21 protein-coding genes are annotated in these 20,982 nt (G+C 40.3%); 8 read left to right on the forward strand and 13 right to left on the reverse strand.

Annotated features, from left to right (window positions below; genetic code table 11):
• Positions 1-53: 53 nt before the first annotated feature.
• The 3 genes from crtO to V7K53_RS03380 all read right to left on the reverse strand — a co-directional run bounded on the left by crtO (position 54) and on the right by V7K53_RS03380 (position 4,357).
• Complete coding sequence (gene crtO, locus V7K53_RS03370) at positions 54-1,748, reverse strand: beta-carotene ketolase CrtO (RefSeq protein ID WP_335196236.1); 1,695 nt, start codon at positions 1,746-1,748, stop codon at positions 54-56.
• A 107-nt stretch (positions 1,749-1,855) separates the two neighbouring features.
• Positions 1,856-2,611 (reverse strand): LmeA family phospholipid-binding protein, encoded by a 756-nt coding sequence (locus V7K53_RS03375; RefSeq protein ID WP_335196237.1) that lies wholly within the window; start codon positions 2,609-2,611, stop codon positions 1,856-1,858.
• Between the two features lie 363 nt (positions 2,612-2,974).
• Positions 2,975-4,357: a cytochrome P450 gene (locus V7K53_RS03380; RefSeq protein ID WP_335196238.1), complete on the reverse strand. Its 1,383-nt coding sequence runs from the start codon at positions 4,355-4,357 to the stop codon at positions 2,975-2,977.
• Between the two features lie 186 nt (positions 4,358-4,543).
• Here V7K53_RS03380 and V7K53_RS03385 point away from each other — a divergent pair, with 186 nt between their 5' ends.
• Positions 4,544-6,757 carry a phosphoketolase gene (locus V7K53_RS03385; protein ID WP_335196239.1) on the forward strand — a complete coding sequence of 738 codons (2,214 nt, stop codon included), beginning with the start codon at positions 4,544-4,546 and terminating at the stop codon, positions 6,755-6,757.
• Positions 6,758-6,823: 66 nt separating this feature from the next.
• On the opposite strand, the gene V7K53_RS03390 is transcribed toward V7K53_RS03385, so the two are convergent.
• Together V7K53_RS03390 and V7K53_RS03395 are read right to left on the reverse strand one after the other, a co-directional pair.
• Positions 6,824-7,564, reverse strand: coding sequence for a type I restriction enzyme HsdR N-terminal domain-containing protein (locus V7K53_RS03390; protein ID WP_335196240.1), 741 nt, complete (start codon positions 7,562-7,564; stop codon positions 6,824-6,826).
• Positions 7,565-7,664: 100 nt separating this feature from the next.
• Positions 7,665-9,704 (reverse strand): hypothetical protein, encoded by a 2,040-nt coding sequence (locus V7K53_RS03395; protein WP_335196241.1) that lies wholly within the window; start codon positions 9,702-9,704, stop codon positions 7,665-7,667.
• A 172-nt stretch (positions 9,705-9,876) separates the two neighbouring features.
• Between V7K53_RS03395 and V7K53_RS03400 the strand changes: the two genes are divergently transcribed.
• From V7K53_RS03400 to V7K53_RS03410, 3 genes are all read left to right on the forward strand, one after another.
• On the forward strand, positions 9,877-10,140 hold the full coding sequence (locus V7K53_RS03400) for a type II toxin-antitoxin system ParD family antitoxin (protein WP_335196242.1): 264 nt from the start codon (positions 9,877-9,879) through the stop codon (positions 10,138-10,140).
• 5 nt (positions 10,141-10,145) lie between these two features.
• A complete protein-coding gene (locus V7K53_RS03405) occupies positions 10,146-10,445 on the forward strand; it encodes a type II toxin-antitoxin system RelE/ParE family toxin (RefSeq protein ID WP_335196284.1) in 300 nt (99 codons plus the stop codon).
• A gap of 91 nt (positions 10,446-10,536) precedes the next feature.
• A complete protein-coding gene (locus V7K53_RS03410) occupies positions 10,537-10,896 on the forward strand; it encodes a CopG family transcriptional regulator (RefSeq protein ID WP_335196243.1) in 360 nt (119 codons plus the stop codon).
• Here the strand turns inward: V7K53_RS03410 and aroH are convergent.
• From aroH to V7K53_RS03425, 3 genes are all read right to left on the reverse strand, one after another.
• Entirely contained in the window at positions 10,880-11,293 is a 414-nt protein-coding gene (aroH, locus tag V7K53_RS03415; protein WP_335196244.1) for a chorismate mutase, read from the reverse strand. The two genes, V7K53_RS03410 and aroH, sit on opposite strands and share 17 nt — an antisense overlap.
• Before the next feature lie 103 nt (positions 11,294-11,396).
• Entirely contained in the window at positions 11,397-12,218 is an 822-nt protein-coding gene (gene sppA / locus V7K53_RS03420) for a signal peptide peptidase SppA (RefSeq protein WP_335196245.1), read from the reverse strand.
• Between the two features lie 541 nt (positions 12,219-12,759).
• Complete coding sequence (locus V7K53_RS03425; RefSeq protein WP_335196246.1) at positions 12,760-13,056, reverse strand: hypothetical protein; 297 nt, start codon at positions 13,054-13,056, stop codon at positions 12,760-12,762.
• A 453-nt stretch (positions 13,057-13,509) separates the two neighbouring features.
• Here V7K53_RS03425 and V7K53_RS03430 point away from each other — a divergent pair, with 453 nt between their 5' ends.
• From V7K53_RS03430 to plsY, 4 genes are all read left to right on the forward strand, one after another.
• The gene (locus tag V7K53_RS03430; RefSeq protein ID WP_292779885.1) at positions 13,510-14,304 is read left to right on the forward strand and encodes an MlaE family lipid ABC transporter permease subunit; all 795 of its coding nucleotides are present in this window, start codon (positions 13,510-13,512) and stop codon (positions 14,302-14,304) included.
• 126 nt (positions 14,305-14,430) lie between these two features.
• Positions 14,431-14,817 (forward strand): DUF3119 family protein, encoded by a 387-nt coding sequence (locus V7K53_RS03435; RefSeq protein WP_104906734.1) that lies wholly within the window; start codon positions 14,431-14,433, stop codon positions 14,815-14,817.
• Positions 14,818-14,953: 136 nt separating this feature from the next.
• Positions 14,954-16,228 (forward strand): DUF3086 domain-containing protein, encoded by a 1,275-nt coding sequence (locus tag V7K53_RS03440; RefSeq protein WP_335196285.1) that lies wholly within the window; start codon positions 14,954-14,956, stop codon positions 16,226-16,228.
• A gap of 107 nt (positions 16,229-16,335) precedes the next feature.
• Entirely contained in the window at positions 16,336-17,016 is a 681-nt protein-coding gene (plsY, locus tag V7K53_RS03445; RefSeq protein WP_335196247.1) for a glycerol-3-phosphate 1-O-acyltransferase PlsY, read from the forward strand.
• 75 nt (positions 17,017-17,091) lie between these two features.
• Here plsY and V7K53_RS03450 read toward each other — a convergent pair whose 3' ends face one another.
• The 5 genes from V7K53_RS03450 to V7K53_RS03470 all read right to left on the reverse strand — a co-directional run bounded on the left by V7K53_RS03450 (position 17,092) and on the right by V7K53_RS03470 (position 20,944).
• Positions 17,092-17,349, reverse strand: a complete 258-nt coding sequence (locus V7K53_RS03450) for a hypothetical protein (protein ID WP_335196248.1) — start codon at positions 17,347-17,349, stop codon at positions 17,092-17,094.
• Between the two features lie 84 nt (positions 17,350-17,433).
• Positions 17,434-17,652 carry a hypothetical protein gene (locus V7K53_RS03455; RefSeq protein WP_094350677.1) on the reverse strand — a complete coding sequence of 73 codons (219 nt, stop codon included), beginning with the start codon at positions 17,650-17,652 and terminating at the stop codon, positions 17,434-17,436.
• Between the two features lie 337 nt (positions 17,653-17,989).
• Positions 17,990-18,562 (reverse strand): hypothetical protein, encoded by a 573-nt coding sequence (locus V7K53_RS03460; protein ID WP_335196249.1) that lies wholly within the window; start codon positions 18,560-18,562, stop codon positions 17,990-17,992.
• Between the two features lie 37 nt (positions 18,563-18,599).
• Positions 18,600-20,243 carry a hypothetical protein gene (locus tag V7K53_RS03465; RefSeq protein ID WP_335196250.1) on the reverse strand — a complete coding sequence of 548 codons (1,644 nt, stop codon included), beginning with the start codon at positions 20,241-20,243 and terminating at the stop codon, positions 18,600-18,602.
• Positions 20,240-20,944, reverse strand: coding sequence for a hypothetical protein (locus tag V7K53_RS03470; protein ID WP_335196251.1), 705 nt, complete (start codon positions 20,942-20,944; stop codon positions 20,240-20,242). Before V7K53_RS03470 ends, V7K53_RS03465 begins: the two co-directional genes overlap by 4 nt.
• Positions 20,945-20,982 lie beyond the last annotated feature (38 nt).

Consider the following 20,982-nt stretch of genomic DNA (forward strand, 5'->3'; position numbering starts at 1 on the left):
ATGAGGATTTTGGGTTTATCTGAATGTATTACTCTATTTTATCTGTGCAAGGCTTAATTAATGCCAAACACTGACTCGACAGTGGACTTAATCGAATCCCGCGCATCCTTCAAAGTTTGGCTAATGGGATGTTTTGCCTGCAAAAATGCGCGCGCACAATTGCGTCCCGGCATTCCTGAAATCGAACCACCCGGATGAGTTCCTGCACCAGTCAAAAATAGATTATCAATTGGCGTTTTGTAGTTGGCTATTTCTGGCAAGGGACGGAAAAATATCATTTGATCTAAAGTCATGTCAACATGATAATAATTTCCTTTGTACGCACCTAATCTTTCTCCTAGTTCTGCTGGACTTTCTACCCGACGAGCGATAGTTGCATTTTTCACATTGGGTGCATAGTCTGCCAATTTATCAATCACCCGATCTGCAACTTTGTTTTTCAATTCATCCGTCCAACCAGTTCCTTTTAAACCAGTGCCTTCTGCACCAGCAATTTGATAAGGGGCAAAAAACTCAATCCATAGGGTGTGCTTGCCTGGTGGTGCTAATGTAGGATCTAAATAACTAGGCATCACTAAATACATTGATGGGTCAGCATCAGGAATTTCTCCTAAAGTGCATTTACTATGAGCCTGTTCTACATGAGCCACAGAATCAGCAATCAAGATAGAACCAACGAGATATTCGTCCTTGTGAGCGTGGTGTGGAAAGCGCAGTGGTTCGTCTAAAGCTAAATCTATCTTGAGGATGGTTTCGTTGTTGTTAACGATGCGGCGTTCTAATCTTTCCCATAAATCTGGGTCGGCTGCATTAACATCGCTTTTATCTGTCATTTGTAAGAACAACCGCTTGGCATCAATATTAGAAATAACCCCGTATTTAGCGCGATATTCTTTACCACCAGCAACCCGCACACCTACAGCTTTGCCATCATCAATTAAAACTTTTTCAACATGCTGGTCTGTAAGAATAACGCCACCTTTACTTGTGACTAAATTCACCAACGCTTGTACAAGTGCGCCTGTTCCGCCGCGAGGTCTGGCCATCCCCGGATTATGACGCATTGCCATCATAATTGCACCAATGGCAAGGGTTTTTTGTGATGGCGGCGCACCAAGTTCTGATGATAGTCTGGCTAATGGCGCTTTCAGAAATTCTTCATCAAACCACTCGTTAAGTAAATCTTCAGCGCTGGTTAACATTGTGCGAATGAAGTCCAGGGTTTTGTTAGGGGAACCAATAACTGAGACTAAATCTTTCAGTTTGGTGATGTCGTAGTTACCAAGGATGTCTATAACTGATTTTGGCGGTGCATTAAACATGGGAATCATTGCACCTAGCGATCGCTGCCAAAAATTTACAAATTCTGCGTATTTTTTGGCATCACGTTCGTTGTAACGGGCGATTTCTGCACAAGTCTTTTCCACTGACTTATGTCCTAAGAAATACTTACCATCAGGATGAGGACAGAAAACAACTGGATCGCACTCCAAATAATGCAAGCCGTATTTTTCTAGTTCTAATTCTTCAACAACTGGCCCTAAGTGAATAAATTCATGATCGATAGCACACAAATTGAATTTAAATCCAGGTGCTTCTTGGGGTAAACATTCTTCAGTTGTTGCTGCGCCACCTGGTACGGAACGCTTTTCTAGTAACAGAACGCTATAACCAGCTTTTAGCAAATAAGCTGCACAAACTAGCCCATTATGTCCAGCACCGATTAGGACAACATCATACTCTTGCATAGTTGGAATTTAGAAATAATCAGTAACTTTCCAAATGTTAGAAAATTTTTATTACATTTACATCATCCCTCAGTAACAAAAATTATCTTTAACTAGTGTCAATCCTACTAAGGAGAGATTAAACTTGATGAGGGTATTTGCTTTATCTGAGCTTCTAACATAAGTATTAAAGTACCTTTTTGTACTTCTATATCTTTGATAGAAAAAGCTATATCCTCCCATTTAAAAGATGGTATATTCATCAGTTCTTTAGCTTTCTGCATGAACGCTGTAATTAATTCTATTGAAATCCCTTCTCCCTCAGTGCAGTTAAAACCCTCCAGCATCGCGGGTTGTGAATGAGTTCGTGGACGAGCGATCGCAGTGTAAGCTAAAGGGCGAGTATTTCCCTTTTCCTTTAACAGTACCTTTCCCCTAAATTCTAGTTTGCCATCACCAGGTAAAAATACCTGAATTTCTTCTGGCTCAAAACTGACAATTTCTCCATCTACATTCAACTCAAAGTTTTGCATCTGGCTAAGAATAAACTCTGAAGTCAAGGCGCGGTTAATATCTACTTCTGTGAGTAGAACGCGAATAATCGTATTTACTGGCTCATTAAGTTCTATTTGACCAAAAAGAGCGCTAAAGGGATTGATGGCTATACTATCTGTTTGCAGTTTTATTTCCTGTACGCGAATGTCTTCTTTAATGACTAATCCTTGACCTGCAACCGCAACTCCATCGGCCTGTCCCTGAAGTATTTTTAACAGATCGGTTTTTACATCTATTTCTATTTGTTCTACTTCATTTAGCCGATCGGATATTTGTTTTTCAGCTTCTTGGGATAGAAATTGTTCTTCTAACCGATGTTCATCAGGCATGAATTACTAATTCTCCTAAATTTCCTCTTACTCGTAACTGTAAAGGCTAATTCTGGAGAGGAAATCTATATTGGGGTATAGGTAATTTGTGATTTAGAAATAAGACTGCGATCGTTATGCAGCGATCGCAAACCCTTTTAATTAATTATTCATTAAGTTTAAAATCTATCTAAATAGATATAGCACTTCTTGTTTATATGCAATAGATTTTGACCTCACTCCAAACTAGGAGAGAGGCTTTGAATTTTACTCTCCTTCCCTTATAGGGAAAGGGTTGGGGTTTAGGTTTGTATTGAACTCAATCAAGAAATCCTATAGATGGAAGTTGAAAATTTGCTGAACGCAACCATCAACCCCCCAGCATCAAACAGTGGTTGTCTGTAAAATGGGAGACTTCACCTGACGTTGACTCTTAACAACCATCTCAATAGGACGATCTGGGCCTGTCACCAAACCACGGCGTTTAGGTCGCACTTCACCTTTATTAACTAGTTCTAATTCCTTACTAGAAAGGATTTGAGCAAGTGCTAGCTTCATTTCCAACTGGGCGAATGCTAGACCAATACAGCGCCTAGCACCACCGCCAAAGGGTAAGTATTCATAGGCAGAAAATTGCCGTTCTAAAAAGCGTTCTGGCTTAAACTGCTTAGGTTCTGGATAAATATCTTCCCGTTGGTGGGTCAGATAAATTGAACCAAGTACGACTGTACCCGGTTCTAGTTCATAACCACCTAGCGATATCGGGGTTCTGACTACCCTTGACAAAGTTAGTATAGCTACTGGGTAAATCCGCAATGTCTCGGAACAAACAGCGTTGAGATAAGGTAACTTGAAAACGGTGCCGGGATCTGGGTTGTCGCCCAAGCTATCTAATTCTTGCAGTAGTTTTTGGCGCACTGATGGTATTTTGTGAATCCAGTATAATGCCCATGCCAAGGCTGTTGCTGTGGTTTCGTGACCAGCGACTAACAGAGTCATCAATTCATCGCGCAACTCTTCATCAGTCATGGGTTGATCTGCTTCATCTCTAGCAGCCATGAGTAAGCTAAGAATATCTGTGCGTGATGAATCTGGTTGTTCTCGACGTTCCCGAATTTCCTCATAGATGAGTTGGTCAGCTTCTTGTTGAAGACGCATCTGGTTTCCCCAGAAGTTAATTGGCCCAAAATCCCTTTGTAAACCTGGAAAATAAAGCAAAGCCACACTTAAGCGAGAACTGGCCTTTTCTAAAAGATCGCCCAAAAAATGCTGGAGTTTTTCGGCGCGAGGCCCTTCATATAGACCAAATACAGCTTGCATAATCACCCGTAAGGTAATAGCTTGAGTTGCAGACCGAATATTAAAGCGTTTACCTATTTGGTATTGGCTGATAACTTGCTTGGTGACATCGGTAATCACCTGGCTATAGTTCCGCATTCTTTCGCCATGAAATGGAGGCATTAACAACTGACGTTGGCGCTGGTGTTCTGCGCCGCTGATGGTAATCACAGAATGCTTGCCCAATAAAGGTTCAAACAGCTGATTCAGATCGCCAGGTGCTTCCAATTCCTTGGTATCATTTGTCAAAATTTGCTGTTGCGCTTGGGGGTTGCTGACAATCACTATAGGAGGCAGATTTTTGTCTAATCGGAGAGTAAAAATCTCGCCATAGTCTTTGGCACAAGCCTCCATAAATGACATCGGATTAACAACCCAGCGCAGCATCTGTACAACTGCTGGAGTTTGCGGCCCATTTGGGAATTTCATAAACTTTTTCCTACTAAATATTTTTTTGCTACTTCAACTAATTGAAATCTTGGTTGCGTAACTATTTAAAGTACTTATTCTAACGTTGCAAAAAAGCAATAAACTGTTACAACCTCGAAGATGTAAAATTTTGGTTAAATTCAACGAGCATCTACAGTTTCACCTCATCGTCAAAAGGTACTCAGCATGACTGCAATCTCCGCAAAGGCATCTTCAGCGCTTCCCAATTTTTCTGAAGGAATTCAATATTTTGGTGAAGCACTACCAGATTTTGAAACTTATGGTGCAACACCTGCTATTGAGTCGGGCAAAACCGCGATCGCATCGACCACAGATAAAGCAGCAGTATATCAAACTTTACTTACTGCCGATGCCTTACGCTACCTGACTTTGCAAGTTACCGGTAGTAAGGCTTCTGGGCATCCCGGCGGATTCGCCAGCCAAGCAGAAGCTTACGCATCTCTTGTCATGCTGGGATACAAGAACATTATTACCGAAGTCGGACACCACGCCCCCGGATTTTATAGTGCCATGTTCTTGGATCGTTCGCTAGAAGACATGGGAATTTTTACAGTCCAACAATTGCGCGATCGCTTTCGAGAAAAGCACGGACTTTTAGGACACCTTTCTGGTTTCATTCCCGGTATTCTCGCACCTGCGGGGCCTTTGGGACAAGGGCAACACTTTGCAATGGCGGCTGCACTGTTACATAAAGATAAATTATTCCCCTTTACAGTTGGGGATGGTGGATTGGGTGAGCCTTATATTGTAAGTGCGATCGCACATTTCCATACTGCTTATCCTGCTGTCACCAACTTCTTACCAGTGTTGGTGTGGAACGGTTACAGCCAAGAACATCACAGCATGGTTTCTCTCAAAACCAACGAACAGATGCAAGCATATTGGCAAGGTAACGGTTTTGATGAAGTGGTATTAGTGGATGCCAAAGATTTCGACGATCAAAACCAACCAGGGGATTACGTTGATAGCACCGCCTTTTCTTTTGAGAAACGCCTAGAATTTACTCAAGCAGTACTTTCGGGTGTAGATAAAGCAGCGCGATCGGCACTGGGTGGTAAACTTACCGTCTTCATTATTAAACAACTCAAAGGTGCAGGAGTCCACGCGCGGGGTGCAAAATCTCACAACTTGTATCCTAAAGATACGTTGGACGCGCCACATATTATTAGTGCATTGCAAACCCGTGCTTTGTCAGCAGAAGCTTGGCAATTAGTCAGAACAAATGCCGAACGTGCCGGTGGTGGCCCAGCAGCAAAAACTGTGGTGACAGAATTTGAATTCCCATTGCCAGAATTAGGCGAATTACCTTTAGAAGAATATGCAGTCGGTGGCGAACCAAAAGTTTCCACAACCGCAATGGGACGATTGGTAGGAATAGTTGGAAATAAAGATCGGAATTTCCTTGTCACCAATGCCGATGGTAACGAAGCATCTGGAATTGCTAATATCAACCAAGCGTTAAAGATTATCCACCCCACAACCGACGACTTATACAACCAAGCGCCAAATGGACAAGTTTATGAACCATTGAGTGAAGATGCTTGTGCCGGTTTAGCTGCGGGTTTGGCGTTAATGGGCGCGAGAACTTTGTGGTGTTCTTACGAATCTTTTGCCATCAACGGATTACCAATTTGGCAAACTGTAACCCAAGCAATGGCAGAATTGCGCCGTCAAACTCCTTCGACTATTACTTTATTCACAGCAGGCGCATTAGAGCAAGGGCGTAACGGTTGGACTCACCAACGTCCTGAAATTGAAGCTTACTTTGCTTCGTTGATGCGAAATGGTAATGTTTTCCCATTATTTCCGCCTGATGCTAATAGTATTCAAGCTTGTTATGACTGGGCATTGAAAACTAAGAATAAGGGAATTGTGATTACAGCTAGTAAATCGCCATTGCCAATTCGCACAACTTTAGAACAAACTCATCAAGGGTTGCGCGATGGTGCGGTGCTATTACATGAAGTTGCTGGTGATAAGCAAGTTGTATTTGCTGTAATTGGCGATATGACATTAATGCCAGTATTTGAAGCTGCTGCTTTCTTAGAAACTGAAGGTATTGGTGCGAAGATAATTTCTGTTATCAATCCTCGGCAATTGTACCGTAGCCATGATACTGCATGGGATACCTGTTCTGAACCCGAAGGCGGTTTCTTGGATGATGCAAAATTTGCCGAATTATTTGATGGCGATGCGTTAATTGCCGTTACTGGTGGTGCTGCGGGGATGCTGGAACCAATTCTGTTACGGAGTACAGCCAAGCGCGACACCTTTGCTTGGAAACGTGGCGAAACTACAGCTAGTGCTGGTGAGTTGATGGCATTTAATGGATTGACTGCTGAAGCGTTAACAAAACGTGCGATCGCATTAGTTCATTAAAATTAAGATTTGAATAATTAACCGCAGATGAACGCAGATAAATATTGGTGTGCATCTGTGGTTTTTTTAATAAATGATAGAAATTAATTTTTCAAAATCTTGGCAATCAAAATTTTGTAGTTTTTTAGAATTTTGACCACATATCTTATAAAAAATTTTATTTTCTTCTACATTAAATAAATATCCTTCTATTGGGGATATTTGATGTTTCAATTTAAAATCTACTGTATGATTAGTATATTCCCCATACTTATTAATAAGATAAATAAAACTTTCAATGTTTCCATTTTGAGCATGGACAAATTCTAATAAATCATCATCAATACTGCTATTTGCCTGTAAAATCAATTCTTGTATGTCTATCAAATTTTTGGGATAATAAATTTCAAATTGATTATATTTTTTAAAAACAATAATAATTTCATGATAATTATATAAGATTCCAATATTGCAACCAGAATTTGTTAAATATCTTTGTATTTGATTATAGTGATTTTGCAAGTTCACATCTTCTCGTTTTACTTCCACAATTATTAAAGGACTTTGATGTGGTTTGAAGTTTTCATTTGTTTGTTTTTTATATATTTCTATATCATGATTATTGGCTTCAACCTTAATATTGATTTTTTCTGACAACAATGTACTTTCTTTAATAAGGAAATGAAGAAATATTTGCCTCACCAACTCTTCTGGTCTGCCATTAATTGGTATTTCTATACCCCTAATTAAACATTTTATATGTTGGTGGTTATATTTTTTAATATATATATCTAGTTTTTTCTGTATTTCTTCATTTAAATATGTCATCACTATTTTATTAGAATTAACTAATGGTGGATACAATTTTTTAGAAGCGCAATATAATTGCGCTCTAAGCTGTGTGTTAACTGTGACATAGCAAAATTTTCTATTTTTGTCCAAAGAAGCTTAGAATTTTATTAACTAATTCTTTCCAATGTTCTTCAGCTTTACTCTGGTAAAATTTATTCAAATTTATCTCAGATGTAAGTTCTCGCTTAAATATCGCACATACATTATCTGTATATGTTTCTCCCTTGCTGCGCTTTTCTTTGCCTTTCTCAGCAATTAGCGCATTCCAAAATTTAGAATCTTCACTTTGAGGTAATAACTTTCTTGTGAGTTCGTCTTGAATTTCTGTCCCTACATTGTATATAAACTCGTCATATAATGAATGAAACTCTTGTATTAATTCAGGAATTAGAGTCTTTAAAGATTCATTTGCAGAAGTAAGCTCACACAATATATTCTCTAATTCCTGCTTGACTTCTCTAGTGAATTTTTTCAACATTTCATTTTCGCCTATTCCCTCAGCAACAACTTTCGCATCATAATATATATCTATATCTCTTGGTTCATAGTAACCAAAATTCCTATGGATAGCGTGTTTAGTGTTCCACGCTTTATGGGTAGTGCGATAGTATTGAAGATACTGATCAATCAAGCTAAAGCTTTCTTCTTTTTCAGGAGAACCTTCATAAACAAAACTACCTACTCTGTTACGTAACTCTCGTATGTTTTCTATCTTCTGAATTGCATTTTCAATCGCTTTGATTTCTGATACTGTCAAAGCCTCACCATTTTTGATGTTTCTAAAGCTTTCTCGAATATTTTTTATTTCGTCCAACACAATATTTTTTCTACGTTCTATTACATCCGTTATAGCTCTAATTAAGTCATTTTTATCTTCCTGCACCTCTTCGTTATATTCTTCATATACTTTGACTATATCATCACGGTAGTATCGCAAAGAATCGTAGAACAAAATATTTTCTTGGAAGAATTCTAAATTTAAATTTCTGAATGTAGAGTGAACTTGATCCTGTCTAATTTTTATTCCTAATTCCCTATCTCCATCAGAGTCAGTTACTTTTTCAGGCTCGCCTTTGTGTGGTAACACCAAAGTAACAAATCTATGATGAAATTCTTTGGATTTTGATGTCAAATGATAACCTATTAATTTTGTAATATTAGCTTCAGGAGCAGCACTAAAGGGGGTTACAAAAAGACAGATACTATCCTGACTGTCAATATATTTCTGCAAGTCTTTACGGATTGGATTCTCATCAAGTCCTTTAGTATCAACAACGGAATCGAACTGAGATAAGTTTGATCCAGACAAAACGTCATGGCTTACATAAAGATAAATTTTTCTTGGAATAGCAAAGTCTTTCAAGCGGGCATTATTAATATCAGCAAAGTTATTTTTTATCCAATCTTGCTCTTTACTTTCATTATCGAACTCAATTTTAGTGTAAGTTCTTGATTCTAGATTGGCATTATTCAATGCAGTCTTTTTCAATACCTCTATTCCTGCTTCATCAAATAATTCCTTAGCTTTATCCAAGGTAATAGATTTTGTTTTTTCACCGTCGGGAACTGATTTAGTAATTTTTTTCAGTTCTATAACATTCCTAATGGCTCTCTGAATCTCTTCTGAAATAATTATTCTCTGTTCAGATTGAGGATTTTCTTTATTGGCAATGTAATCGCAAAATTCAAAGATAAGGTTCTCCATCTCATCAACTGTATAAGGCTCTATCTCTATATAAGTTTTATCAGCCGCTTTGATAATTACTTCACATATAGTAGTTCTGCCTGCTCCAGTTGATAGTAACTCTTTTGTTTCGATTACATCTCTAGGTTTGCCATTAATAGTTTTGGAAACCTTGAAGTCACTTATTAAATTAAAAAGATGACAAATAGCGGTCGTTTTACCTTGCCCAATAGTACCTATAAAAACAATTTTATATTTTTCTATACTCAGAATTTTATCAATTTCTTCTAATCGTTCTAGCTTAGATTTTAAGTTATTGATGCAAATATGCTTAATTACATTAATGTCCGAACCACCTGATATTTTGGTGATTTCACGTCTTAAGCTTTGCTGTAGCGATGCGATTTCTTCTTGCCACTGTATAGTCAACATACTGTTTATCCTCTTTTAATGCTATTTGCTGGATAATTACAATATGCCCATATAGCATAAAAATCTAACAAGAAGCGACTATCTACTCATCCTAAATAGAATTTTCTGTGCAATGGCATAAAATGGCAAAAACTGCCATGATGTAGAAAAACAGATTCAAAAATTAACACTTGTGAAAAGTATAAATATTTCCTTACCTGACACCATGCGAACTTATATAGAAGAACAGGTAGCTCAAGGTGGTTACAGCAGTGTCAGCGAATATTTTCGTGAATTAGTGCGACAAGACCAAAAACAGAGAGCTAAAGAACGTCTAGAAACAATGCTTCTGGAAGGATTAAACTCAGGTAATGCAACAGAAATGACTGTTCAAGATTGGGAAGATATCCGTCAAACAATCCGACAAAGACTGAACAAACATCAAGATGCAATTTAGCCGTGATGTTTGAAATAAAAAAAAGACCTCAAGTTATCCGGGACTTAATAGACTTAGCAACGTACATAGCACAAGATAACTTAAATGTTTCAGACCGCTTTTTAACAGCAGCCGAAGCAACATTTAAACAATTAGCAAAAACCCCAACTATTGGCAAACAATGTCAGTTTATCCATCCCAATCTAGCAGGAATTCGGCAAATATCTATCAAAGGATTTCAAAAATATCTCATCTTTTATCGCATCACTGAATCAGCAATTGATATTCGATATTCTACGAGTCATTCATGCTGCAAGAGACATTGAATTAATATTTGATGAAGACTTAGAACTATAGCCTATTCTGCAAATCATCAAATTTTTTCATGTACTTAAGATTTTACACAAGGATGGAACCATGACTAACACTCAAAAGATGGTTCGCTTAAACTTATATTTGTCACCTGAACTAAATCAGATATTAGACGAACTAGCAAATAAAATAGGCACAAATAAAAGTGATGTTCTGCGTCAGGCGATAACCTTGATGCAAATTATGGTTATAGCTAAAGAGGAAACCAAAAAATTAGGAGTCCCAGAAGCAAATCAACTGATAGCGAACGAAATTATTTTCTCATCTGACCAGCAGCCAAAATTGCATCCACTAGACACGTTTATGGAAAGGCTTGGCCCTTGGGAAGATGAACGTACTGCTGAGGAAATAGTCAAAGATATTTATGATAGCCGTACTATTTCTAACTTTACACTTTTGACTTAACTGCTTGCTGTGATGCTTGTAAAGTCTGAGGCAAACTCCAGTCGGGACGCAAGCTTGCGGCGTTGCGTAAATAGATATGATGAATTGAGGCGGAGGCTGGCAGATAAGCGTGGATTAAGAAGCGAATGCAGCGCTGTAAGCTGCCTTCGACGTGCATTTGCTGCACATCCAACATAGCCACATTATCCCAACCAGGACGCGCTCTTGCGATCGCAGCTGGAAAAACTGCATCCAAATCGCGTGTCACTGAGAAAGTCACACTAATGATATCCGTCGGCTGGAATTGATTCCGGTTTTCCAGTTCATCTAGTAGTTCTGTAACCACTTCTCGGATTGTCTCAACAGTATTTTCTGAAGCGGTTGTTGCTCCGCGAATAGCCCGCATTTGCCAGTCCACGCCAAAATCCTCCTTAATTAGTCATTAGTCACTAGTTATTGGTCATTGGTTATTTGACTCTGAACAAAGGACAAAGGACAAATGACCAATGACAAACAACCATTTATGGTCGATATAACCACAGAGGTAAACCACTAGTAGACATTTCAAATTCGAGCCAATCAATACCAGCCCCAATTCCTGATGAGAACTGACGACTCCCTGGTATAAAGCGACTCAATAAAGGTTTACGTTCTTCTAGGGTATAGCAGAGAGTTTTGTCTGGATCTAGACCAACCAGTTCTGCTGTCCAACGACGGGCATCTTCTTCTGTGCCCAGGCGGTCTACAACACCCAAGGCTAGGGCTTGCTGCCCAGTAAAAATTCGACCATCGGCGAAACTTTTCACAGCTTCCACCGTTAAAGAACGGCCATCAGCTACCGTTTGGACAAACTGCTGATAACTTGTATCAATCAACTCTTGCAGGATGTGTTCTTCTGGTTCGGTCAATTGCCGATCGAAAGCCAAAATGTCTTTGTAAGGGCCAGACTTAATTACCTGGAAGGAAACACCGATTTTTTCTAGCAAGCGTTCCAAGTTATTCCCACGCAGAATCACACCAATGCTACCCGTAATCGTACCTGGGTTGGCAACGATGTATTCGGCTCCCACACCGATGTAGACTCCTCCAGAAGCCGAAATATTGCCAAAGCTAGCGACGATTTTGATTTTTTCGCGCAAACGCTTCAGGGCACTGTAGATTTCTTGAGAATCTCCGACTGTACCGCCAGGGCTATCAATACGTAGCAATAATGCCGGAAACTTTTTTTCTTCTACAGTTTTCAGGGCTTCTAGGACGCGTTTGCGAGTAGCACTGGCGATCGCACCAGTAATTTCAATCCGCGCAATTTGTTTTCTAAACTTGGGCTTAAACGGCCAAACCATGAGCTGTAAACATACCTCGTAATAAATTCAATATAAGATCCCCAACGCTCAGACGACCTGCTTTCCCTGTTAAGAAACATGAGTAGGCATTGCGATCGTCAGAATTTTAAGGAAATTTTTATATTTTTCAGTGAGTTTTATTTGATATTCTCAATTAATACTAATCAAATCCTCAAAGATTACAGCTAGCATAAAATGCCAAACTCTAGTTTAGCGTTAACCTGATGATTTAGAAAGACTATTTTAGCTATTTTGAAAAATTAAAAGCTCTCAATGCCTTGTTATTCTGGCTTTTTGAATGTTTGAGGACTGGTTTTACTAAGGTCGCACACGTTTACTAGTTGTCAGTAATTAATCACTAATAACTAATGAATATATAAATATTTAATCAATTACTTCGACACTCAATTTAATTAATACAAATTCATTCAGAAACACTAATCTCTATTTAGGTTAAGACTAGTAGTACTTTCAATCTGGGAAATATCACTTTTTTCTGTCTTCTATAGCCAGTAATCTCCTGATGAAGCGATTCCCCTACTCAAGAATCTATACGTAAAATTTGATACCGATAATATACGAACATATCAAACAGTGCGCCAACGAAACTAAAGGTCAAGCTAATTACAAATAATCCGCGTAGGGGAGTTCCACTGCCGAAGGTGGCGAGAAAATGCATAATCTGAGTTGCGATCGCCTCGCTTAACTCTTGTAAGCCAGGGATGTTACCGATGAGGGATAGAAAAAGTAATCCGCCGCCAACGAGGAACATGGGAAGGACAAAACTAAAAATGATTGTGAGTAGTAGGGAGCGGAGAAAGTTAGTAAAAATAGTCATTTAAGACAAACTCCGTGAGTAGAGATGACAAAAGCAAGATAGCGGTTTGTCATTTTCTACAATACGAGCGATCGCCCCAGAGCAGCGAATCTGTCAAAAATCTTAAGTTTTCATTAAAATAAACGGCTAGTAGTTACAGCCCATGCTGGGGATACAAAAAGCGACTTAAATCTCCAAAAACCTTATAAAATGGAGGTTATAGCCAAGGTTACTACTTATTTATGGCTTTGCAGCACGTTTGATAATAGCTTAATTTTCTGAGAACATCTTTAATCTAAGTTAATATTCAGCCTTGTTGGGGGGCAGAGGATAATAAATAATCAATTCCCCATTCCCCATTCCCCATTCCCCATTCCCCATTCCCCATTCCCCATTCCCCATTCCCCATTCCCCATTCCCCATTCCCATGACTTCCGCTATTCTTAAGGCAGTTACCGAGTTAGCTACAGAACATTGAACCAGACTACATCCAAATCCAGTTTAGGGGAATGGAGTCAGCGGCTGCTGGCGGCGATTTTTCTGGGTGGGCAAGTACTAGTTCACCTATTGAGAGGCAAAATCCATCGGCGCAACACCTTAGAACAAATGGCAGCAGTTGGGCCAGATTCCTTGTTTATTGCCCTATTGACGGCTATTTTCGTTGGCGCAGTGTTTACCATTCAGGTGGCGCGAGAATTCATCAACTTTGGCGCCGGAAACATTATTGGCGGAGTCCTTTCTGTAGCGTTGACACGAGAACTCACTCCTGTGTTAACAGCAGTGATTTTGGCCGGACGAGTCGGTTCTGCTTTTGCCGCAGAAATCGGTACCATGCGAGTCTCAGAACAAATTGATGCCATGTTGATGTTGAGAACAGATCCAATTGATTACCTGGTTATCCCCCGCGTTCTTGCTTGCTGTTTCATGCTACCAATTTTAACCCTTCTGTCTTTGGTGACAGGGATGTTCGGAGGATTTATCATTGCGACCAATATCTACAACCTGTCTGATACGGTATTTCTAGACTCAGCCCGTAACTTTCTTGGTCTCTGGGATATTTTTAGCGCCATGATTAAAGCCTGTTGTTTTGGCATTTTAATCGCTGTAATTGGTTGCAGTTGGGGGTTGACGACAACAGGAGGTGCCAAAGGTGTAGGACAGTCAACTACAACAGCTGTTGTGACTGCCTTGCTGATTATATTTGTTAGCAACTTCTTTCTTTCTTGGTTAATGTTTCAGGGGACTGGCAGTGCATTCATAGGACTATAGAAGTTAGAAGTGAGGAGTTATGAGTGAGGAGTTTTAACTCATAACTCCTAACTCTTAACTTCTAACTCCTGACCCTGACTCCTAAAATAGGAGAGATGCCTACTAAACAAAGCAGGATTTAAGACTGTGACCAGTTCATTTGCTTCTAACTCCACATCAACTGTGGAACTCAAGCCTAGTTACAATATACCCATCGTTTTGGTGATTGCCGCGATTCCACTACTGTTGGTACAACCTTGGGTAGGCTCCGTTTTCACGCTGTTTGGTTTGTTTCTCATGTTTCAGGCGTTAACGCTGCGTTTGCAATTTACCGCTACCGACTTAGATATTTACAGAGGGGAAAAATTGATTCGACGCTTTCCCTACCAGGAATGGCAAAACTGGCGGATCTTTTGGAATAGAGTCCCCATTTTGTTTTACTTTAAAGAAATAAAAAGTATTCACTTTTTGCCGATTTTATTTGACCCCAACACCTTGAAAACTTGTTTAGAACAACGTTGTCCGCGTATTTAGTGCTGAATGCCATCTGTGCTGAGTCGTTTTGATATAGACTCAGAACTCAGCACTCATGCTCAGGACTTTTATGGCAGGTCAATTGTAATATTTCTGAAAGCTATTTATTCGCGTCATAGGAATTACACTATTGTTTATGAACCCAGAGGCATCTCAAACCCCAGAACCAATTGATGAGCAGTTGACAGAAAAACCAGAAGATAACAATGCAGTTGAACATCCAGTAAATCCATCAGTTGAGTCAGTGGTAGACACAAAAGCCATTAGCTCATCAGAGGACTACACAAATTTTGAGCCACTCATTTCCAATGCAGAAGTGGTAGATTCTACAGTAGAGCTAACAGAAAATTCAAATGGCGAGTTTGTAGCACAGTTAGAAGCGGAAAATGTCGCCCTGGGGTCTGAAATAGGATCGGGAAATCATTCATTATATGTAGAAGCAGAGCAGCGAGTGGCAGAGTTGCAGAGTGCTGAAGCAGCTCTCAAGGCAGAAATAGCCAAGCTGCAAGCTTCTTACGAAAACCTTCAGACACAGGTGAGTGAAACTCAAACCTCACTAGGGCGACTCGTGCAAGAGTCGCTGGTGCAGTTAGAACAACGCAAACAAACGCTGCAAATTTCTGTAGAACAATTAGAACGCCGTCAAGAACGTATCCGCAATGAGATGCGAACCACTTTTGCTGGTGCATCCCAAGACTTGGCAATTCGAGTGCAGGGTTTTAAAGACTATCTCACGGGTAGCTTACAGGATTTGGCCTCTGCCGCCGAGCAGTTGCAACTAACGCCAAGTGTGGTGGAACCAGAAAAACCACCTGTAAAAGAGGCTAAACCAGCTGAACCCCAATCTGGAATACCCCAATTTGCCCAACAGCAATTTCAAGATACGACAAAGCAAATTCGCCGCCTAATCGACCAGTACCGCAATAAACCAGATTATTACGGCCCACCGTGGCAACTACGCCGTACCTTTGAACCAATCCACGCTGAACGAATCTCAAACTGGTTTTTTACCCAAGGAGGACGGGGTGGTTTGCGGACAATGGGTAGCCGCTTACAAAATATTCTGATTGCTTCAGCTGCAATTTCGATATTACACAAGCTGTATGGCGATCGCGTCCGTACCTTAGTCTTAGCTAATACACCGGAGCGATTAGGTGAATGGCGGCGCGGATTGCAAGATTGTCTAGGAATCGGTCGCCCAGATTTCGGCCCAGACCGGGGTGTGGTATTGTTTGAGGCATCTGACGCTCTTGCTCAAAAAGCAGACCGATTGACGAAAGCCAATCAACTGCCTTTAATTATCATTGACGATTCAGAAGAACAAATCAGTTTGTCACTGCTGCAATTTCCCCTGTGGTTAGCCTTTGCTCCTGACCCCAAAATGATGAGAAACTATGATGATGACTTTTAAATGAGTCATTAGTCATTAGTCATTGGTCAAGAGGTATTACTCTTGACTTTTTTAAATTTTGTTAGCGTAGCGTCAGCGAGTCTTCGAGCGTCATTTTGAATTTTATTATGGCTATTTGGTTAACTCTGTGCGGAGCAATTGTGGTCATAGCTTACCTGCTGGGTTCTTTTCCCACTGGCTACATTGCTGTGAAGCAGTTAAAAGGTATTGATATTCGGGCAGTTGGTTCCGGTTCCACTGGTGCAACTAATGTACTAAGAACCTTGGGCAAAGGGCCAGGAGCATTGGTTTTAGTACTTGATTCCTTAAAGGGAGTATTAGCGATCGCTCTAGTTTATTGGTTGTTCAACTTTGAACCAATTAAAAATTATATCCCTCAAACGGTAGATGTACAAATGTGGCAACCGTGGGTGGTAACAATATCTGGGTTAGCTGCCATTCTGGGACATAGTAAATCAATTTTTTTGGGTTTTACTGGTGGTAAATCTGTTGCTATCAGCTTGGGGATTTTGTTGGCAATGAGTTGGCAGGTAGGTTTAGCAACAGCGGGTGTATTTGCTGTCGTTGTGGCGATATCGCGGATTGTCTCTTTAAGTTCAATTGCAGGTGCGATCGCAGTTTCCATTTTCATGGTATTTTTGCATCAACCCTTACCCTATATTCTGTTTGGGATTGCCGGTGGGTTGTATGTGATTTTGCGCCATCGCGCTAATATTGAGCGACTGTTTGCGGGAACGGAGCCGAAAATTGGGCAACCTGTAGCGACAGAACCCGAACAAACTGCATGAATAGGTAATCGGGAGCCAAACTCGAAACTCTTCTCTCAGAAGAGGAGAGCTTCTTCCAGTATTAATGTTTTAGGCTTACGAACGAACGTTGCCTTTAATTAAACGGTGGAAAAGGCGGCAAGGCCACAAAAAAGCTCCACAAATACTGACTGAGGCGATGGCGGCCACAACTCGCCAACTTGAACTAGACTCAGTTTCAGACTCGGAAGAATGAGCTTGTGTGTTTTTAGCTAGTTCTGGCATTGAATGAGATAGCTGACTGGCTGTACTCACCCCTTCAATCGCTGCTCCAATTAGATAAGCTACTAGGGCAATTACTAGCCAGTTATTCATAATATTCCACTGTTTCAACTCTGAGCGTATGCTTGGCAACGAGCAATCATTTGATTTTTCGGACTAATGATTGTCACCTTGCCCTCAAGATAATCGACCTTCAGCCGTATCCCGAATTAGGGGCAGTTTAGATTTTATATAAGTATTGAGAGTGCTATCTGACTGAGCATCAAGCCCCTGCTTCGCTTTTAACTGCTGAAGAAGCAATTGTACTAAAGCAGCATCGTCAAACTGAAGCAGGGTATTGACCTGAGTAGACTCGATTACAGCCCAAAGCTGTTGCATCATTTTCGCTGTCACCATGAGTCTGTAACCTCTTAAGCTTTTCTTTATATTTACACAATTTTGGAAATTGTGGTTAGTTTTTGTCTGAAGATTTATAAAGATGTAGGCTAAAAATGCCTGAGTCAGTTAAATCTGTTAAGTTATAGCGTTTTTCAATTGATTGCACTACATTACTAGCCCACACGTTATCTTAACCGTGCTATGTAAAGAAAAAAAACTGTCCAAAGACTTAAATCTTCCCTAACCCTTTTTTATAAGCAGGGCTTTTGATCGCCCACAATGCAGACATACGTAGGCATCAACGCTTTTTCTCGAAGGGAAACCTCTGTGGCTATCGGGTAATTTTACTAGAACTTTATTGTAAAACTCTCGCACAAGCTCCTTCCTGACCAGAAGGATCGGGAAAAATTGCTAAGGTGTGATATTCAGGATTATCTGTTTTATATATCACTCGAAAAGTATACAACTTGTTTTTACCTTGCGCTTCGGTAACAACTGTTAAAAGTGTATTGCTAGTGGGAGGAAGTCCAGGTATATCCAGTTTGTGAATTCGTCTGAGTTGAATTACATTTGCTGAGGAGTTTTTACAATCTCCTGAACTACTATTAGTTTCTTGACCAAACTGCATACATACTGGCCCATCAAAATCCATAGTTACCTGTGATGGGTCATTTAACCAAACTTTTTTAATTATTTCTCCAGCGGGAATAAAACTTAAGTTTGTTCCTTGTTGATACCAAACGTCGACCGTAGGTACTAGTCCCCCTAAACCTTGTGCTTGGCAGGAAAAGATGGAACGCAGAACGGCGTTATTAGCTACGGCGCGACCTACCAACAATAACATAGCAACCGAGAAAATTAAGGAAGCTATAGGTAGGAAATAAGAACGCTTTGGGTTATTTCCTGACAGTTTAATATTCGTTTTCATGGTTGCAAATATCTAAAATTGGTATAAATCCTACCCCTTAAAATTGAGTTGGTTGATTAACGTATATTTCAATATTTGTGCCTGCTGGCAAAAACCAAACACCACCTTGTTGAGACATTTGGGCGATCGCCTGTTGATTACGTTGGGCAATTTGGGGTACTACAGAGTTCATACCACCTTCCAGAACCGCAGCTGCAAGATTGCGTCTATTGTCAGTTTCACTAACAAGGCCACTGGAGGTGTTGGTGTTGGTATTGTTTGGGTCGTTTTCGGTAGGGTTGGAAGATGTTGATGTTATAGAATATGGCACGAGTTTGGTATCAGGGCGATTTACTAACTCTGCTGCTTTAGCAATACCTCCCAAAACGAATAGTCCTGCATCCATTGAGGCTATAGACGAACTTTGACCCGGATATTTATTTGCAATTAAAGGTTTACCTTGGGTACCGCGAAGAATAATTGCATTGTTGGGTAAGCTTCGTTCTGTAGGGTTGCCATTATTTTGCGAGATAACTTTGACTACGTTCATCTGCAAAAGACCTTGTTCGGAGAGCGAACCAATTTCAGCTAAGAATTCGGTGTTTGCGGGTAGAGCGATCGCACCATCGGTAGATTTTAGTGGTTCTTTCAATCGGATTACAAATACGTTTTTCGCTTCATCTGCATCACCACCACCACCTGACTTATTAGTAGTTTCTCCAAAGATTGCTGTCGCTAACACAGCTTTGGCACTACTCCCAACTGCTACAGATTTCTGTCCCTGCGGTTGGGCTTGACTGACCGCAGGATTGTCCTGTTGTGGGGTTTGTGAGGTTTGTTCGGGATTGGAGTCGGGATTGGAGTCGGGATTGGGGTTTCTTGCCTCTTGCTGCGGCTGCAGATTGTTTGCAGGTTCCAAAGTAGCTATGTTACTAGTAGGTTGATTGCTAGGATTGACTTGACCGTAGCTACCTAACTTTGCTAACCTTGCCCACTCTTCAAATGGGCTTGGTGGAGGTGGTGGAGTTACATTAACTACTGGTTGAGTGGGGTTCAAAATTGGTGGCTGGGGTGATAGCGAAGGTTGAGAAGCAGGTACTCTAATGACTCGCTCAACTGTCACTGTCCGAGGAACATAAGCTGTTGGTGGGGGTGTTGGGATCACTTTCTGTCTAACTGATGGTTGTTGTAAGGCTGCTGTCGGCGTTGATTTGGCAATTCTCAGCTGTTGTTGGGCAGCTTTCACCATCTGTGCTTGTTCAGTCAGAGCTAATTTCGTTTTGAGAGTATCTATTTGGCCTTCCATCTGTTGAGATATGGATTCATCAGTAGGCTGCTCTTGCACTGGTGGAGAAACAATATTTTTTGGCTTTTGATTGCTGCTACTCATCAATTGAGACAAAAACACACCACCCACCAAAACGATTGCTAAGGTAGCAGCCCCTACCAAGCCTAACTTGGCGAAGGGATTAGATGAGAGTGCTTGCTTAGTCTGAACTTCTTGTGGTTGAGAAAGTGGCTCTGGCGGCGTTGCAGAGTCTTCCGATCCTTCGGTGTCACTAGAAGAATCTTCTTCAAAGCCGACTAACCTTGACATCCGCGATTCCCAATCTACAGATTCTACTTCTGGTTGGCGATCGTCGGTAGTTAGAGTAAATCCATTTTGAGGAGGCGTTTGGGCAGGAATTGAGTATCGAGTCATGGTAGAGCCTTGTTTGGATTTCCAGAACAATTATTATCTTTAATTTCACATATATTATAAATTTCTAATCTGGCTTCTCCAAGGCGGTAAGCTGCAAACTGCGACGGTAATGCTGCATTTGGTAGTGAAGTTACAGGTCGATCTATTGCTCGAACTAAAATTTGTTTATTAAAAGAAACTGATTTCCCTAATTTATCATAACTGTTAAAAATTAATTGATTGGCAAGTATTTCTACTTTCCACTTTCCATTACTTATTTCTTTAGGTTGAGAAACTTTTTGGATTACTAAGACATTCTCCGCTCCTCTATTAACATTTTCAAATTGGCTATCTGGATTTAAATTAGTAATTTCTGACTTAAGTTTTTCTTTAAAATCATCAGCTACTAGTTGGGAGGTAATTTCCCAGACTTGTGTTGGCGGCTGTTGTTGTGACCAGGTAAGCATTAAACTCATAGTTTCACCTACAAAGCGCCGAATCGTCTCTGGTTGCCGCTCTAAATTGGGTTGGGGGTCTACCGTTATAGAATGACCATCAACAAGTTGCACTAAACTTTGAGGTGTGAGTTGTCGACCTAACTGTTGTAACATAGACCCGTGAAATATTAGTAACAGCAAGGTAAATAGATGTAAACCAAACGTTCCTACTGCCAACAACGGTAAGGGGCTATTTTTCTTATTTTCTGGTTTTAGTAATTGCATTAATAATTGATCGTATAAAAAATTGAACTATCTTCACA

Origin of the sequence: Nostoc sp. (assembly GCF_036917355.1) — a bacterium.
Classification (GTDB): Bacteria; Cyanobacteriota; Cyanobacteriia; order Cyanobacteriales; family Nostocaceae; genus Nostoc.

Bases quoted from the DNA above. Each gene is read 5' to 3' on its own strand.
- crtO (WP_335196236.1), bottom strand. From the start codon at position 1,748: ATGCAAGAGTATGATGTTGTCCTAATCGGTGCTGGACATAATGGGCTA.
- V7K53_RS03375 (WP_335196237.1), bottom strand. From the start codon at position 2,611: ATGCCTGATGAACATCGGTTAGAAGAACAATTTCTATCCCAAGAAGCT.
- V7K53_RS03380 (WP_335196238.1), bottom strand. From the start codon at position 4,357: ATGAAATTCCCAAATGGGCCGCAAACTCCAGCAGTTGTACAGATGCTG.
- V7K53_RS03385 (WP_335196239.1), top strand. From the start codon at position 4,544: ATGACTGCAATCTCCGCAAAGGCATCTTCAGCGCTTCCCAATTTTTCT.
- V7K53_RS03390 (WP_335196240.1), bottom strand. From the start codon at position 7,564: ATGACATATTTAAATGAAGAAATACAGAAAAAACTAGATATATATATT.
- V7K53_RS03395 (WP_335196241.1), bottom strand. From the start codon at position 9,704: ATGTTGACTATACAGTGGCAAGAAGAAATCGCATCGCTACAGCAAAGC.
- V7K53_RS03405 (WP_335196284.1), top strand. From the start codon at position 10,146: ATGTTTGAAATAAAAAAAAGACCTCAAGTTATCCGGGACTTAATAGAC.
- V7K53_RS03410 (WP_335196243.1), top strand. From the start codon at position 10,537: ATGACTAACACTCAAAAGATGGTTCGCTTAAACTTATATTTGTCACCT.
- sppA (WP_335196245.1), bottom strand. From the start codon at position 12,218: ATGGTTTGGCCGTTTAAGCCCAAGTTTAGAAAACAAATTGCGCGGATT.
- V7K53_RS03425 (WP_335196246.1), bottom strand. From the start codon at position 13,056: ATGACTATTTTTACTAACTTTCTCCGCTCCCTACTACTCACAATCATT.
- V7K53_RS03440 (WP_335196285.1), top strand. From the start codon at position 14,954: ATGAACCCAGAGGCATCTCAAACCCCAGAACCAATTGATGAGCAGTTG.
- plsY (WP_335196247.1), top strand. From the start codon at position 16,336: ATGGCTATTTGGTTAACTCTGTGCGGAGCAATTGTGGTCATAGCTTAC.
- V7K53_RS03450 (WP_335196248.1), bottom strand. From the start codon at position 17,349: ATGAATAACTGGCTAGTAATTGCCCTAGTAGCTTATCTAATTGGAGCA.
- V7K53_RS03455 (WP_094350677.1), bottom strand. From the start codon at position 17,652: ATGGTGACAGCGAAAATGATGCAACAGCTTTGGGCTGTAATCGAGTCT.
- V7K53_RS03460 (WP_335196249.1), bottom strand. From the start codon at position 18,562: ATGAAAACGAATATTAAACTGTCAGGAAATAACCCAAAGCGTTCTTAT.
- V7K53_RS03465 (WP_335196250.1), bottom strand. From the start codon at position 20,243: ATGACTCGATACTCAATTCCTGCCCAAACGCCTCCTCAAAATGGATTT.
- V7K53_RS03470 (WP_335196251.1), bottom strand. From the start codon at position 20,944: ATGCAATTACTAAAACCAGAAAATAAGAAAAATAGCCCCTTACCGTTG.